Origin of the sequence: Pseudomonas sp. MWU16-30322 (assembly GCF_020515535.1) — a bacterium.
GTDB classification, from domain to species: domain Bacteria; phylum Pseudomonadota; class Gammaproteobacteria; order Pseudomonadales; family Pseudomonadaceae; genus Aquipseudomonas; species Aquipseudomonas fluorescens_H.
In genome coordinates this window covers 1-15,244 of record NZ_JAIWYL010000010.1, presented here as the reverse complement: position 1 = coordinate 15,244, position 15,244 = coordinate 1, and the positions used below count along the sequence as shown (strand labels likewise).

Below are 15,244 nucleotides of genomic sequence, written 5' to 3'. Positions count from 1 at the left end.
GGTCGCTCCCACATTTGTTTTGCTGCACCTGAAAGTGTCACCCAACTGTCACAGTGCCTTGCTAGCGTCCGCCCGAAACAAACTGAAACAATTAAGCAGAACGGGCTGACAGATGAAAGACGAGACAGACGGCACTGACGCACCTGAATCCGACAACCCCACCGACACCAGTCGCCGCCGCTTTCTCGGCGGTGTCGCCGTCCTCGGCGTGGGCGCGACCCTGGCCGGCTGCGGCAACGCCAGCGATCAACCGGGCAAACCAGTCGAGCGCCCGCTGACCCCGACCGAGCTGGACAAGGCCCTGCGCGATCAGGTGAAAACCGTGGTGGTGATCTACGCCGAGAACCGCAGCTTCAACAACCTGTTCGGTGATTTCCCCGGTGTCGAGAAACCGCTGTCGGCGCTCAAGCCTGCCGATTACCAGCAACGTGACCGCGACGGCAGCCTGCTGCAGACGCTGCCGCCAGTCTGGGGTGGCGTGCTGCAGATCGGCCCGCAAACGCTTGATGGCGTGACCTACCCCAGCGCCACGCAGTTTCAGGAAAACCTGCCCAACGCGCCTTTCGCCCTCAAGGGCCCGAATGCCGAAGACTTGCCGTTCGGTCTGGTGACCCGCGATTTGTGGCACGTGTTCTATCAGAACCAGATGCAGATCAATGGCGGCAAGAACGATGGTTTTGTCGCCTGGGCCGACTCCGGTGGTTTGACCATGGGGCACTACGCCCAGAGCCGCTACTCGCTGCGCCTGTGGGATGTGGCGCAGGAATTCGTGCTGTGCGACAACTTCTTCCAGGGTGCCTTCGGCGGCTCGTTCCTCAACCATCAGTACCTGATCAGCGCCACCCCGCCGTTCTATCCGGACGTAGCCAATTCGGTGGCCAAGTCACAGATTGCCGCCCTGCAAAGCGATGATCCGACTGACCCGCGCCTCAAGCCACTGGAACAGTCACCCGCCAGCGCCATGACCGGCCCGCCGCAGTTCGGCCCGAGTGCGCTGACCCCGGACGGCTTCGGCGTCAACACCCTCGCTCCGCCGTACTGGCCGACGTGGATTCGCGATCCGGAACGTCCGGAATATTCCAAGGCCGATCTGCCGAACGTCATGGTGCCGCAGACCCACGAGCACATTGGCGACAAGCTGTCGAAGAGGAACGTCGACTGGGCCTGGTACGCTGGCGCCTGGCAGGCGACGCTGGAGCAGTACAAGGATTCGGGCGGCATTCCGAAAATCCCCAACTTCCAGTATCACCACCAGCCGTTCAACTACTTCAAGCAGCAAGGCCCGGAAAACCCGGACGAGCGCAACAAACGCCTGCGCGATGCCGGTCTGGGCGATGAATCAAGCACCAACAAGTTCTTCGCCGATGCCGAGGCCGGCAAGTTGCCGGCGGTGACGTTCTACAAGCCCCAGGGCAACCTGAACATGCACGCCGGTTATGCCGACGTCGCCTCCGGTGACCGGCACATCGTGCGCGCCCTGAAGGTGCTGCGCGAAAGCCCGCAGTGGAAAAACATGGTGGTGATCGTCACCGTCGATGAAAACGGCGGCTGGTGGGACCACGTGGCACCACCCAAGGGTGATCGCTGGGGCCCGGGGTCGCGGGTGCCGGCGCTGGTGGTGTCGCCATTCGCCCGCAAAGGCACGGTGGATCACACGGTCTACGACACGGCGTCAATCCTGCGCCTGATCACCCGAGTGTTCCAACTGGAAACCCTCGACGGCCTCAAGCAGCGCGATGAAGCGATGATCGCTCGCGGCCAGAAACCCATGGGCGATCTGACCAACGCCCTGCATTTTCAGGTCTGAAAAATGAGTTCTGCGGGCTGACGCAAAAATCCGTGAATGACGGCTTCTCTGTGCAACACGGCTGATCCACTATGAAGCGCCCCGAAACCCCGGGGAACCCACGCTGAAAAGGATCTGAGCATGTTCAAACTCGCAGGATTTACCCCCGCAATTCTTACCCTCGCCGCGCTCACCCTGAGCGCGGCTGCCCACGCCGATGTCGACCTGAAGCTGGGCAGCACCGAGCGCGTCACTCGCCTCTTCGCCTACCCCAACAACTGCAGTGTGATCTGCTATCGCAACTGGTCGCTGGAGCAGACCGTCGCCCATTACCTGAGCCAGAGCGTGCAGCGCGATGGCTACACAAACGCCAAAGTCCTGGTGAAGAACGATAACGGGCAGGTTTACGCCGAGATCAGCGGCGTACCCGAAGGCTACGACAAACCGCTGTCGGCGCTGCTGGATGCCGGTGACCTGGCCTATACCGGCGCCAGCAAACTCAATGCCGATGGCAAATGGGCGTACAGCTGGTATCTGTTCCTGCCGCTGGGCATGGCCCTGGAAAACCGCAAGAGCGTCGAACTGCTGCACTTCCCGCCGGATTACTCGCTGACCCAGGCCCAGGATTATCTGCGCTCGAACACCACCGATCGCTGGGCCACCCTGCTGACCGTCAACGGCATCCCGACCGACCAGACGCCGGCCTATCAGACCATCATCGACATTGCGCCAATCGCCGCGCCATCCAACGCCGGCAGTGATCTGGAAGGCGTCTACGACTACTTCAAGGACTACCAGACCACGCTGGTCAAGCAGTTCAGCCAGACCAGCGCCGGCACCACCCTGCCGATGGTCGCCTTCGGTGCACCGGTGCGTAACTGGATCAAGCAGCAATACGGCCCGACCGTAGCCGTATTGGGTCTGGCGACCATCAGCCCGAGCGCAGGGGTGAACGTGCCGGTGCTGGGTTCGAACCATCCGAGCTACATCTGGTACGCCGCCGACCCGGCCAGCTACGGCGGCGATGAAGCGAAAGCCGATGCCGCCGGTTTGAAGGTCATGGGTCAGGACTTGAGCGCTGCTTGCTGGCAAGCCGGAATGGGCAGCAAACCCGGCACCGATGCGAAAACCCTGCTCAACAGCTGTACGCAGACCTGGCAAGTGACGCAAAAGGTCAAGACCTGCGAGCTGTTCTACACCTCGATCCGCAACCTGACCCCGGCTCAGGCTGCCGCCAAATGCTCGACCACGCCGATCAAGGCCCAGTTGCAACAGCTTCAGGGCGAATTGCCGGATACCGCCGTACCCGCGCCGCATCTTTGATTCGCGGAAATTGCTTCCTGTGTCAGTCAACGCTGACGCGGGAAGCAGCCAATCACGCCTGTCAGATCTGACAGTAGACGGTTGGAGTGATAAAGCGGAACATCGGATCCAAACATGTTGCAGCGCTGACAGGACGTCAGACCAGGGAAGTCGCAGCATTTGCCGACAGGGATTGTTATGAACAACCAGGCACAGCAGCACCACATCCCCCGCGACGCACCCGGTATCTACCCGTTTGCCGGGTTGCCGGTACGTCTGGGATTCCCGTCGACTGCCGATTTCGAAATCGTTCAGGACGCACATGGCCGCGCGGCGGTGATGGCGCGCCGGGCGTTCTTGCGCATTACCCGAATGTGCCGGATTTCCGGGCAACTGCTACCCTATCGCTGTCGCCAGACCCGTCAGTTGCTAAGCGGCATCCATATCTACGACCCGCGCTTTTGCGGGTTGCTCGAACATGCCTGCGATCCGAATGTGTTTCTGGACATGAGTGAACTGTGGCTGTGGGCGCTGCGCGACATTCAGCCGGGTGAACGCCTGAGCATCGACTTCGCCTCCACCGAAGACCGCTTGCTGCAGCAGTTTGCCTGCGACTGCGGCTCGCCGCGCTGTCGTGGATGGATCACCGGTTACGATGAACCACCCACGATCAAGGGCCAGCACTTTTTGCAGTGCTGGCGAGGTGCGCACTGATCGGGATTACAACGCGCCGACCGGACGCAGACGATATTGCGGCGGCAGTTGCTCGAAACCGCTGATGGTGGTGTTCAGGCTTTTCCAGCGACCGTCCTTGATGCCGTAGATGCAGCCGTGAATCGACAGGCTCTGGCCGCGATGCCAGGCGTTCTGGATGATGCTGGTGTGGGCGACGTTGGCCACTTGCTGGACGACGTTGAGCTCGCAGAGGCGGTCGACCTGCTCTTCCTCGGTCGGCAGCTTGGCCAGTTCTTCACGTTTTTCGTAATACAGGTCACGGATCGAGCGCAGCCAGCCATCGATCAGGCCGAACTGGCGATCCTGCATCGACGCGCGCACACCGCCGCAGCCATAGTGGCCGGTAACGAGGATATGTTTGACCTTGAGCACGTCGACCGCGTACTGAATCACCGACAGGCAATTGAGGTCGGTGTGCAGCACCACGTTGGCGACGTTACGGTGGACGAACAGATCGCCCGGCAGCATGCCGACGATCTCGTTGGCCGGCACCCGTGCGTCGGAGCAGCCGATCCACAGATATTCCGGGGTCTGCTGGCGCGCCAGCTTGGCGAAGAAATCCGGGTCTTCCTTGGTGATCGCGTCAGCCCAGCGCTCGTTGTTATCAATCAGGTCTTGTAAGTCGTGCATGGTTAAGGCCTCAAGAAAGATGCGCAGGTATGACAAACGACCGCCCGTCGGGGTCACGCAAGGATCGCAAGTGTTTTCGTTGGAATTCTCGTGTGCCCGGTGTGTCCACCTCAGTAAGGCCCACAGTATGAGGATTTGCCATGACTGATTCACGACGTCCGTTCGATGCGGTGCAACCGGAACCCATCGATGATAACGAAGACCGCATGGGCTCGGTGCATGAGCTGGATTTCGATGAAGACGAACCCAGCGCAAAAATCGGCGACGAGATTCCCGAGCGCGAGCGCGAGCAACTGATGCCCGACGAACGGGTGCGCGAGGCGGGTTTTACCGGCGCATCAACCGCTGACCATGAACCGACCGACGATGACCTGAGCCCGGAAACCCTGATTCATGAGGACGGTGCACGCGATGCCGAGGAGGCTGGCGAAGGCAATCAGGCGGATTGGGATCTGAGCATTGTCGACGAGGACGACATTGGCGGGGGTAACGGCCTGGATGAGGCGGAGCTGGCGCGGCGTGATCCGCTGGATGGCAATCGCTGATCTGTATTGCCTGTAAGGATGCCTTCGCGAGCAAGCCCGCTCCCACAGGGAATTGAGACACGACTCAAAACCAATGTGGGAGCGGGCTTGCTCGCGAAGCTTTCAAATAAGTTCAGTCGACCAGGGTGCAGGCCATCACTACGGCATCTTCACGCCCGCCCACCGCCGGATAGTAATCCCGCCGCCGGCCGATCTCGTTGAAGCCATAGCGCTCGTACAACCTGAACGCTGCAGTATTGCTGTCGCGCACTTCCAGGAAACACTCCCGCGCCGAGGCCGCGTATGCCCGCGACATCAGATGTTCAAGCAGCGCCAGCCCCAGTCCACGCCCCTGATTCTCCGGTTTGACCGTGATGTTCAGCAGGTGCGCCTCGTCGAGAATGATCTGCACCACCCCGTGGCCGACCTGTTGCTGACCTTCGAACATCAGCCAGATCTGGTATTTGCCCAGCCCGTCGAGAAAAATCCCGCGGGTCCAGGGATGGCTGTACGCCGCGTATTCGATCTTCAATACCGCGTCCAGGTCCGCCTCGGTCATCGGGCGGAACGATACAGCTTCACTCATTCGATGGTTTCCAGCGCGCCATCAGCCGACGCATGGCTTGCCACACAGCAGCTTTGCGCTGTGGCTCTTCCATTAACAATTCCAGACCGGGGATGGCCCAGGCCAGGCCCAGGCCTTCGATCTGCAATTCACTATTGAACGCTTCGGCGTCCGCTTCACCGGCAAAACGCACCGCCGGCAGGCCGATCAGCCACAGGCAGGCGCAAGGCGCCGCTTCCATTTGTACCGAGAGAAAACCCTGAACGAAGTCGCGTGCCGCTTCCGGGCCCTGATCCAGGGTGCCGCGGTTCAGCCACGGCCAGCGCACCGGCTCGCCGACGATCTGCGGCGCATCCGGCAGACCGGCGGCGCGCAACATGTCCTTGAGCAACAGATAAGCCGGATCGCGGCTCTGGAAGGCCTCGCCTGTGGGTAACTCGACCAGCAGCAGGCAAGCCCCGGCGCGCAGCAGTTGCAGGGCAAACCGCGGTGGCGGCACGGGGGCGGGTTTGACCACCACTGGCGCCTCTTCGACCTCTGCCACCGGTTTGGCACCGGTACGGGTACTGGCGAGCGACGGGCGCGGCACTTCGATTTTCGGCCGTTCGACCGGGCGCGGTGCACTCTGCACCGGGGCTTCGGCCTGAACAACCGGCACCGCCGCCACCTCTGGCTCAGGCTCGGGCATGTCCAGCAGCTCGGGCCGCGATGGGGCGGCGAAAGGCAATTCGGTGCGCGGCAGCCAGTTGACCACCTGCATGGCGTTCAAATAGGCGCGGCGGCGGGACTCGATAAGCAAAGGTCGGCCACTTGTGGATAACTGAAAGTGTGCTGATTCTACCGCCCTTCGCTCAAGATCGCCCGTTGTTGATCGATAGTCTTGATCCCGTCTTTAATCCGGGAAAAAGCGACAGCCCGTCCCGAGAGTGAATCGCATCCCTCCTGATGCAGTACAATCGCGGCTTTTAATCGCCAACCAGCCGGCCATTCCGATGATCGAACCCAAGCGCGTCTTGCGCGCCCTCGCTGAACACTGGGCACTTCTGGAGCCACTGTGCGAGCACTTCGACCAAGGCACCCTGAGCCTCAACGAACTGCGCACGCAACTGGCCGCCCAACAACTGGACAGCACGCCGCAGGACATCACCAGCCTGCTCGACGTGTGGATTCGCCTCGACATTCTGGTGCCCGTGGCGAAGAGCCCGAACCGTTTCGAGCTGAACGCGCAGATCCACGACTTCCTCGCCTACCTGCGCCGTGAGCACCGTCTGGGCCTGTGCCTGGAAATCGAAGCCTATCTGCGCCACCTCGAACGGCTGGCCGGCTACATTCAGGACGCGTTCGACGTTCGCGACGGCAACGATCTCGCCCGTCAGCTGCGTTTGCTCGACATGCGCGTGCGCGACGTGCTGAAGAAACTCGACAACGACGAACAGGCGCTGGTGGCCGTCGCCGAACGGGCCAAGACCAGCGACCGGCAGATTCCGCTGCGTCAGCGTTACGCTGAAGTCCTGGCGACCTGGGACGAATACGTCGAGCCGATGATCGATCTGGTGAACGCCGACGGCGCCTTCGAACAAGGTGTGCGCAAGGTTGAAACCGTGCTGTTGAAGATGCTCAGCGAACAGCAGCGCCTCGGCCATCTGGTCGACGACGACATGCTGCTGCGCACCCACGCGCGCATCCTCGAAATGCAGACCAGCGCCCAGTTGACCCTGCGTCACGCCCGTGAACTGCTGCTGCCGCTGCGTGAAGAAGCACGCCGCCACAACGCCGTGACCCGTGGTGCCGCGCTGGCGCTGGCGGCGATTCGCCGTAAAGGCATCGATGCCGTGCCGCAAGCGGCGATGCCGCTGTTCACCCGGCCGCAAAGCACCTTCCTCGGCAGCGCCAGTCAGGTCGAGGCTTACGTCTACGCTCTGGCGCGTTTCGAACCGAAACCGGCGCGTTTCCCGAAGGCGCACAAAACCCAGAAGTCCGGCGATGCCCCGCGTGCACCGCGCACCGTGCGCGAGATGGTCGAGCGTTGCGAAGAGTCCCTGCCAATGCCGGATCTGATGACCTGGCTGCTGGAGCAGGAACCGGACGGCGCTACCGACGAATTGCTCTACTGGTTCTCGCGTCTATCGCGGGAAAAACGCTTCAAGCGCGAGCGTCTGGAACGCCGCGAATACCACACTCACGAGCACCAGGTCAGCCTGCGCTCCTTCGCCCTGCTCTCGGCCCGCGACTCCGCCGCCGAGGATTCTGCGAGCATCCCCAATGCATCTTGATCTATCCGAACTGTCCCAACTGGCGCCGATCTTCCGCGAGCTGTTCAAGGGCTATCACGTCAGCCGCCGCGACCCGGAACTGTACGCGCAACTGTCGAACTTCCAGGATCAATACCGCACGCTGTTCAAGGCGCTGGGGTTCGAGCTGGTCTGCGACACCCGTGGTTTCTACTACTTCGTGCCGGACATGGCGGCGGCGGCGGTGAACAAGACGGCCCAGCGTCTGGCGCTGTTCACCTTCATCCTCGTTGAGCATCTGGCCGATCAGGGCCGCGACCCGATTGCCGTGCTCGACGGCGGCAGCCTCGGCCGCGAAGAGCTGCCATCGCTGCTGGAGAAATACCGCGACCTGTTCATCCAGGCCGAAGTGCAGACCGTTGAAGAGCTGGAAGAAAAAATCATGCGCCGCATGACCCAGCTCGGTTTCGCCGGTGAAGAAAACGGCGTGTACCGTTTCCTGCCGCCGATGCACCGCTTCCTCGATGTGTGCCTGTCGGTGCAGCAGGACCGCGATCTGGCGGCCAGCGTGCACAGCGTGCTGCCGCTGCCGGCACCGGTGCTGATCGACGAAGCCGCCGAAGCCAAATTCCTCGAAACCGACGATCCGCTTGATCTCAGCGAATTTGAGGAAGAGAGCGAAGAAGAGAGCGAAGAAGACGCACTGGCTAGAGCCATTGCCGAAGAACAGGAGTCCGACGCATGAGCCAGGAACGCTACGGCATCCGCCGCTTTGCCCTTTTGAACACCGCCGGTTACAGCCTCGGCCTGTTCCCGCTGGAAGAACCGTTGTCGGTCTACGGCGCGAACAACCTCGGGAAATCGGCGTCGATCAACGCCTTGCAGTTCCCGATTCTCGCGCGCATGTCGGACATGAGTTTCGGCAAGTACAGCCTAGAACAATCGCGGCGTTTCTACTTCGCCTCCGACACCAGTTACATCCTCGTCGAAGTCAATCTGCCCCACGGTCCACACGTGATCGGCGTGGTCGGTCGTGGCCCGGGTGGTGGTTTCGGTCACCAGTTCTTCGCTTACGCCGGCAAGCTCGACCTGGCGCATTACCAGAAGAACGACACCTGCCTGCGGCAGAAAGAGCTGTTCAGCAACCTTGAGAAGGAAGGCCTGAAAGCCTACGAACTCAAGCCGGACGAATTGCGTCGCTTGCTGGTCGGCGGGCACACGTCGATCCCGCTCGACCTGACCCTGATCCCGCTGCGCTCCACCAGCGAGCAGAGCCTGAAGACCTTCCGCGCGCTGTTCATCAACCTGCTGCACATGCGCGAAATCACCGCGGCCAAGTTGAAGCAACTGTTCCTCGATGCCTTCGAGCACAGCCTGCGTTCCGGCAGCGTCGACTACATCGCCGCGTGCGAAGAAGCCTTCCGCGATGTACGCCGGATGGAGCAGGACTACAACTCGCTGGTCGCCGCCGGGCCGCTGGTCGAAGCCTTGGCCAACGGCGTGAAGCAGCGCGATGTGCTGCGCGGCAAACTGCATCGCCTGTCGCCGCTGCTCGATTCGTTGCTCGGCACCTGGTCGGACTACGCCACGGCGCGCAAGGAAGAGCTGACGATCCAGGCCGAACACTACCGTCGCGAGCAGGACGATCTGCAAAACGATCAGCGCGGTGGCACCCAGGAACTGATGCGTCTGGAGCGGGAAATCTCCGGCATCCAGCGCTGGCTCGGTGAGTTGTCGGTGCTGAAGAACCGCTTCGCGCTGGTCGATGACGTCAAGGTGCTGGAGCAGCAACTGCTCGCCGCCAAGGACGCGCACGACGAACTGGCCGGTGCGCTGGCACAGTCCCGGCAGTTCAGCGCCGAGGATCTGGAAGAACGTCTGCGCGATCTGGAAAAACGCCTGAAGTCGGTGAAGCAGCAACTCGATCACGCCGATAACAACAGCTACGCCCGCCTGCGTGAGGAGTTCTCGCAGCAGGACGTCGAGCGTCTGATGCGTCTGTTCAACAGCGCGCTGTTCAGCCTGCCGCTGGGCGAACACGGCATCACTCTCGACGAGGATGGCGAGTGGGTCAAATCGGTCGAGCTGATCCTCGATGGCTTCAAGGGCGAGCGCTTCGAAGTGCCGGGCCTGTCGATCGACATCTCGCATATCGAGCCGCCGGCTCTGCAAGCGCTGGCCGACCGCGCCGCGCTGCGTGACCAGAAAGAACGTCTGGAAAAAGAGCTCAAGCAACTCAAGACCCAGCAAGCCGTGGCCGCCGACCGCGCCGCGAGCAAGACCCAGACCGAAGCGCTGTACCAGCAAGTGCTGGATGCGCAGAAAGCCCTGGAAGATTTCCGTCGCACCCAGACCCTGAGCGCCGAAGAAGGCGACAAGCTCGAGCAACTGGCGCAGATGGAAGCCGCGCAAGACGAACTCAAGCGTTCCAGCGATGCGTTCACCGAGCGCGTCCAGCAACTGTCGGCCAAGCTGCAACTGGTCGGTCGGCAGATCGCGGATATGGAAGCCAAGCAGCGCACCCTCGACGACGCCCTGCGCCGTCGTCAGTTGCTGCCGGCGGACCTGCCGTTCGGTACGCCGTTCATGGATCCGGTCGACGATTCGATGGACAACCTGCTGCCGCTGCTCAACGACTATCAGGACAGCTGGCAAGGCTTGCTGCGCGCTGACGGGCAGATCGAAGCGCTGTACGCGCAAGTGCGCCTCAAAGGCGTGGCCAAGTTCGACAGCGAAGACGACATGGAGCGCCGTCTGTCGTTGCTGATCAACGCTTACGCGCACCGTACCGACGAAGCCCTGACGTTGGGCAAGGCGCGGCGTGCGGCGGTCACCGACATCGCCCGAACCCTGCGCAACATCCGCAGCGACTACGACAGCCTCGAGCATCAACTGGCGCTGTTCAACCGCGAGATCAACAAGCGTCAGGTCTCCAACCTGCAGAGCTTCCGCATCGTCCTGGCGCCGAACAAGGAAGCGCTCAAGCACATCGACCAGATCATCCACAGCGCCGGTCAATACGAAGAAGGCGAAACCCTGTCGGTGTTCGACCTGAGCCAGAGCGCCGAACAGGACAACAAGAACGAAGAGGCCAAGGAATACCTGGCGCGGCTGGTGGCGGCGAACCACAACCAGCTCGGCCTCAAGGACTTGTTCGAACTGGCGTTCGAGATCACCAAGGTCAACGGCCAGCCAGTGATCCACACCGACATCGACGGCGCGGCGTCCAACGGCACCACCATGACCATCAAGGCGCTGACCAACATGTACTTGTTGCTGCATTTGATGGATCGCGATCTGGCCGGCCGCGTACGCCTGCCGTACTACCTCGATGAGGCGGCGGACATCGACGAGAAGAACCAGGCAGCGCTGCTGGAAACCAGCCTGCAATTGGGCTTCGTGCCGATTCTGGCGAGTGTGAAGCCGCAGGTCTGCGCCAGTGTCGCCATCGACCTGGAAGGCGGCAGCGGCCCGGCGGGGATCTACATCGACGAGGCGGACTGGAAGTACATCCGCCGCCATGACGTGGTGAAAGCCACCGTCAATGTGCAAGCCGATGAGCCGGAACTGGATGAAGTTTGACCGGCTTTAGCTGAAAACCAAAAAGGGCCGCGATCTGTTGGGATCGCGGCCCTTTTTTATGGCTTTGGATTTGTGCGGACTTTTAGTGCCCTATCGCGAGCAGGCTCACTCCGACCATTTGGAACGCGTTCCCCTGTAGGAGTGAGCCTGCTCGCGATGGCGCCACTACAGACACTACAGAATTACTTACCGAGCGAAATCTTCGGCGCCCAGGTCAGCCACTCATCCTCGAACTTGTCGAACAGCGGGAACGTCTGCTCAGGCCGTGCCGGGTTGCCCATGCGCTCACCGTCAGGCGTAGCGAAGGCGATGCCACCCTGAATCGCCGTCTCCAGCGACTCCGTGCGCACCGTCAGGCCATTGAACAGGCCGATGTCGAAACCGACGCCGCTGGTGTTCCAGAAGCGGCTGCCGCTACGCACCAACGGCGCGTATTTCGGTTCGATCAAAATGTGCACCAACACCCGGTCAGCCGTCTGCCCCAGTTCATAACCGGTGACCTTGCCCACGGTGATTTCGCGGTAGGTCACGGGCACACCCGGTTTCAGCGAGCCACGGCGCGCGGCGCTCAAGACCAGACTCAAGCCGGCTTCTTGCTTGCTCACTTCCGGCGGATTGGCCAGTGCGACGAAGTTCTTCTGCGGTCCAAGATTTTTCGCCGCCGGCTGCACTTCCACATACTGCCCGGTGACCAGGGTTTCCAGGTTGGAAGTCTTCATCAGACCCAACTCAGGCTTGACCACCCAGAACTGACTACCGACCCGCGCAATGCGCTCCGGCACTTCGGTGATGCGCGCAGTGAGCAGCACCGATTGCAAGTCATCAGCCAGATCAACGCTTTCGATCTTGCCGACGTCCAGCCCCTTGAATCGAACCGGGGTACCGCTGCGCAGGCCATCGGCGCGATCAACCTTGATCGTCACTAATGTGCCTTTCTGGTTCGCCTCATCGTGGTTGGCGAAAAGACGGAAGCGCGGAATACGCTTTTGCAGCGGCGCCTTGGCTTGCGGTGTTTCAAAGGCAATGCCGCCGGCCATCAACGTCTGCAACGACTCGCTCTTCACTTGAATCCCGCCCGTCAGACCACCGGTGAGGGTGATGCCGCTGACATTCCAGAAGCGTGTCGACGCGTTGACCAGGTTTTCGTATTCCTTCTCGATATGCACGCCGATGACGATTTGTTTTTTGGTCTTGGAGAACTGATAGCTCTGTACCGAACCGACCTTGACCTGTTTGTACAGAATCGGACTGCCGACTTCGATCGAACCCAGAACATCGGTGAACAGCACCAGGTGCAGCCCAGGTGAACGCAGATCCAGCGGTGGCGCTTTTGGCCGTGCCTCGAATTCGCGTTTCGGCGCGGCACCTTTGTCGCCCGGACGCACGGCGATGTAGTTACCTTTGACCAGCGCTTCGAGCCCGGTGATACCGGCCAGGGAAATCGACGGTTTGACCACCCAGAACTGCGTGCCCTCGACCAGATAGTCTTCCGCCAGAGGATCGAGCGTCAGCTCGGCCGTGGCGCTGTTCAGATCCGGATCGATTTTCAACGCTTTCATGTTGCCAACCTGAATGCCCTTGTACATCACCGGCGTACGGCCGGCCTGCAGACCTTCGAAGTCACTGAGTTTGACCTTGACCCGAATGCCGGCAGCGGCGGCGTCGAAGTCTTCATAGAGACGGAACGGCAGGCTTGGATCGGTGGGCGGACTGTCCTTGCGATTCTCTGGTGTGGCGAAGGCGATGCCGCCGGCGACGATGCTCGCCAGAGACTCGCTGCGTACTTTCACCCCGGACAGGTTGGCGTCGATGCTGATGCCGCTGGCATTCCAGAAACGCGTGTGTTTGCGCACCAGTTTGGCGTAGGTCGGCTCGATGAACACTTTGAGCTCAACGGTACTCTGGTCTTCAGACAGCACGTAGCTTTTGATCTGACCGACTTTGATCTGCTTGTAGAACACCGGGCTGCCACGGTTCAGCGAACCGAGGCGATCGGCCTTGATGGTCAGGTGCAGACCCGGCTTGGAGTCCGACAGCGGCGGCTCTTCGGCCAGCGCCTTGAACTTGCGGGTGGGCTCGCCTTCGCCGGGGCTGATAGCCACGTAGTTACCCGAAACCAGGGTTTCCAGACCGGTGATACCGGCCAGCGTCACGCTCGGTTTCACCAACCAGAAGCGAGTGCTGGTCTTGAGGTATTGCTCGACGTCCTTGTTCATCTCGACGGTGGCAATCACCCCTTTGGAGTTGCCCTCGTCATCAAGCTTGAGCGTCTTCACCTTACCCACCGGCATGCCCTTGTAGACCACTTCGGTCTTGTTGGCCTGGATGCCTTCACCGCTTTCGAAACGCACCTGAATCTCGATGCCGGTTTCGTTGTAGGCACGCCAGCCGAGCCAGCCGCCAATGATCAGGGCAATCAGAGGCAGTACCCAAATGGCAGACCAGTTGGAGGCCGGTCGGGTTTTCGCTACAGGCAAATCAGTCATGGTCGTCGTCCGACTCCGTGTTATCCCAAATCAGTCGGGGATCGAAAGTTACTGCGGCAAGTATCGTCAGAATCACCACACTGGCGAAAGCGATGGCGCCAAGATTGGCTTCGACACTGGCAAGCCGGCCGAAATTGACGACCGCCACCAGAATGGCGATCACAAAGATATCGAGCATCGACCAGCGACCGATGAACTCGATAAAGCGGTACATCCAGATTCGCTGCCGCGCCGACAACGGCTGACGTCGCTGCACCGAAAACAGCAGCAGCGCGATGCCCACGAGTTTGAAGGTCGGCACCAGAATACTGGCGATGAACACCACGGCGGCAATCGGGATCATGCCGTGTTGTACCAACTGGATCACGCCGGACATGATGGTGCTCGGATCGCCCTGACCCAACGAGCTGACCGTCATGATCGGCAACACATTGGCCGGGATATAGATAATCGCAGCCGTGATCAGCAGGGCCCAGGTGCGGGCCAGACTGTTCGGGCGACGAGCGTGAACCAGCGCACCGCAGCGGGTGCAGGTCTGCTCGTCAGTGTCCGCATCCTGTTTGTTCAATTCATGGCATTCGGTACAGATCAGAATGCCCGCATCAATCGCCCGCATGGGCATCCTCTCCTGATAACGCCTGCCAGATCTGGTGCGGTGACATCACCACTTCCAGCCAGACCTGAACCAACAACAAACCGATGAAACACGCCAGACCGAGGCCGACGGTGATGGCCGCCATGTCCGCCAGTTTGACGATCGCCACGAGGACGCCCATGAGGTAGACCTCGAGCATTCCCCAGTCTTTGAGGTGGTGATAAATGCGGTAGAGCAGCAAGCCGTAACTACGGCCGATATCAAAACGGATCGACAGCAATACCATGAGCTGACACAACAGCTTGAGCAGTGGAATCGCCATGCTGCAGAGGAACACAACCACCGAAACGCCGCGCATGTCGGTATTGAACAACCCGACAACACCAGTCCAGACCGTGTCCTGCGAAGACTGCCCGAGTACATTGAGCTTCATGATCGGTAAAAAGTTCGCCGGCACGTAGAGCAACAGTGCGGCAATGACCAGGGCCAGGCTGCGTTGCACAACATTGTGACGATGGGCATACAACTCGTAACCGCAGCGCGGGCAGAGCGCTTTCTCGCCATGAGCAAGCTTGGGCTTGCGCATCAGGAGGTCGCACTCATGACAGGCCACCAAGTCTTCCAGCGGTAAATCTGACAGCCCTGGGGCGTCAACCGGATCTGACATAAAGGCTCTGGCTCCGAAAAAGATGGGGGCTATTCTAGTGTTCTGATTCGAAAATAACTGTGCAAAATTGTTCGCTGGCTAAGCAAAAATACTTTCCTGCGGGCAAAACAAAACCCCAACTGCTTTCGCAATTGGGGTTTC

Annotated in this window: 13 protein-coding genes; 7 read left to right on the top strand and 6 right to left on the bottom strand. The window is 60.9% G+C overall.

Features of this window, described 5'->3' with window-relative positions; translation table 11 throughout:
- The first annotated feature begins 112 nt into the window (after window positions 1–112).
- From acpA to LCH64_RS20810, 3 genes are all read left to right on the top strand, one after another.
- A complete protein-coding gene (acpA, locus tag LCH64_RS20820) occupies window positions 113–1,807 on the top strand; it encodes an acid phosphatase (protein ID WP_226501136.1) in 1,695 nt (564 codons plus the stop codon).
- A gap of 120 nt (window positions 1,808–1,927) precedes the next feature.
- Window positions 1,928–3,109 carry a hypothetical protein gene (locus LCH64_RS20815; RefSeq protein ID WP_226501135.1) on the top strand — a complete coding sequence of 394 codons (1,182 nt, stop codon included), beginning with the start codon at window positions 1,928–1,930 and terminating at the stop codon, window positions 3,107–3,109.
- A gap of 177 nt (window positions 3,110–3,286) precedes the next feature.
- Window positions 3,287–3,802 (top strand): lysine methyltransferase, encoded by a 516-nt coding sequence (locus tag LCH64_RS20810; protein WP_226501134.1) that lies wholly within the window; start codon window positions 3,287–3,289, stop codon window positions 3,800–3,802.
- A gap of 6 nt (window positions 3,803–3,808) precedes the next feature.
- Here the strand turns inward: LCH64_RS20810 and can are convergent, their stop codons facing one another.
- Complete coding sequence (gene can / locus LCH64_RS20805; protein WP_003228196.1) at window positions 3,809–4,453, bottom strand: carbonate dehydratase; 645 nt, start codon at window positions 4,451–4,453, stop codon at window positions 3,809–3,811.
- A gap of 140 nt (window positions 4,454–4,593) precedes the next feature.
- Between can and LCH64_RS20800 the strand changes: the two genes are divergently transcribed.
- Entirely contained in the window at window positions 4,594–4,998 is a 405-nt protein-coding gene (locus LCH64_RS20800) for a hypothetical protein (RefSeq protein ID WP_003228197.1), read from the top strand.
- 112 nt (window positions 4,999–5,110) lie between these two features.
- On the opposite strand, the gene rimI is transcribed toward LCH64_RS20800, so the two are convergent.
- Together rimI and LCH64_RS20790 are read right to left on the bottom strand one after the other, a co-directional pair.
- The gene (rimI, locus tag LCH64_RS20795; protein ID WP_003228198.1) at window positions 5,111–5,563 is read right to left on the bottom strand and encodes a ribosomal protein S18-alanine N-acetyltransferase; all 453 of its coding nucleotides are present in this window, start codon (window positions 5,561–5,563) and stop codon (window positions 5,111–5,113) included.
- On the bottom strand, window positions 5,556–6,302 hold the full coding sequence (locus LCH64_RS20790; RefSeq protein ID WP_003228200.1) for a hypothetical protein: 747 nt from the start codon (window positions 6,300–6,302) through the stop codon (window positions 5,556–5,558). Before LCH64_RS20790 ends, rimI begins: the two co-directional genes overlap by 8 nt.
- A gap of 232 nt (window positions 6,303–6,534) precedes the next feature.
- Between LCH64_RS20790 and mksB the strand changes: the two genes are divergently transcribed.
- The 3 genes from mksB to mksF are packed head-to-tail and all read left to right on the top strand — an operon-like array spanning window position 6,535 to window position 11,355.
- Window positions 6,535–7,815, top strand: coding sequence for an Mks condensin complex protein MksB (mksB, locus tag LCH64_RS20785; RefSeq protein ID WP_003228202.1), 1,281 nt, complete (start codon window positions 6,535–6,537; stop codon window positions 7,813–7,815).
- Window positions 7,805–8,518: an Mks condensin complex protein MksE gene (gene mksE / locus LCH64_RS20780; protein WP_003228204.1), complete on the top strand. Its 714-nt coding sequence runs from the start codon at window positions 7,805–7,807 to the stop codon at window positions 8,516–8,518. The genes mksB and mksE overlap by 11 nt, the downstream gene beginning before the upstream one ends.
- Complete coding sequence (mksF, locus tag LCH64_RS20775; RefSeq protein ID WP_003228206.1) at window positions 8,515–11,355, top strand: Mks condensin complex protein MksF; 2,841 nt, start codon at window positions 8,515–8,517, stop codon at window positions 11,353–11,355. Before mksE ends, mksF begins: the two co-directional genes overlap by 4 nt.
- Before the next feature lie 182 nt (window positions 11,356–11,537).
- On the opposite strand, the gene LCH64_RS20770 is transcribed toward mksF, so the two are convergent.
- The 3 genes from LCH64_RS20770 to LCH64_RS20760 are packed head-to-tail and all read right to left on the bottom strand — an operon-like array spanning window position 11,538 to window position 15,103.
- Window positions 11,538–13,841, bottom strand: coding sequence for an MlaD family protein (locus LCH64_RS20770; RefSeq protein WP_003228208.1), 2,304 nt, complete (start codon window positions 13,839–13,841; stop codon window positions 11,538–11,540).
- Window positions 13,834–14,457: a paraquat-inducible protein A gene (locus tag LCH64_RS20765; RefSeq protein ID WP_226501133.1), complete on the bottom strand. Its 624-nt coding sequence runs from the start codon at window positions 14,455–14,457 to the stop codon at window positions 13,834–13,836. Before LCH64_RS20765 ends, LCH64_RS20770 begins: the two co-directional genes overlap by 8 nt.
- On the bottom strand, window positions 14,444–15,103 hold the full coding sequence (locus LCH64_RS20760; protein ID WP_045122636.1) for a paraquat-inducible protein A: 660 nt from the start codon (window positions 15,101–15,103) through the stop codon (window positions 14,444–14,446). Before LCH64_RS20760 ends, LCH64_RS20765 begins: the two co-directional genes overlap by 14 nt.
- Window positions 15,104–15,244 lie beyond the last annotated feature (141 nt).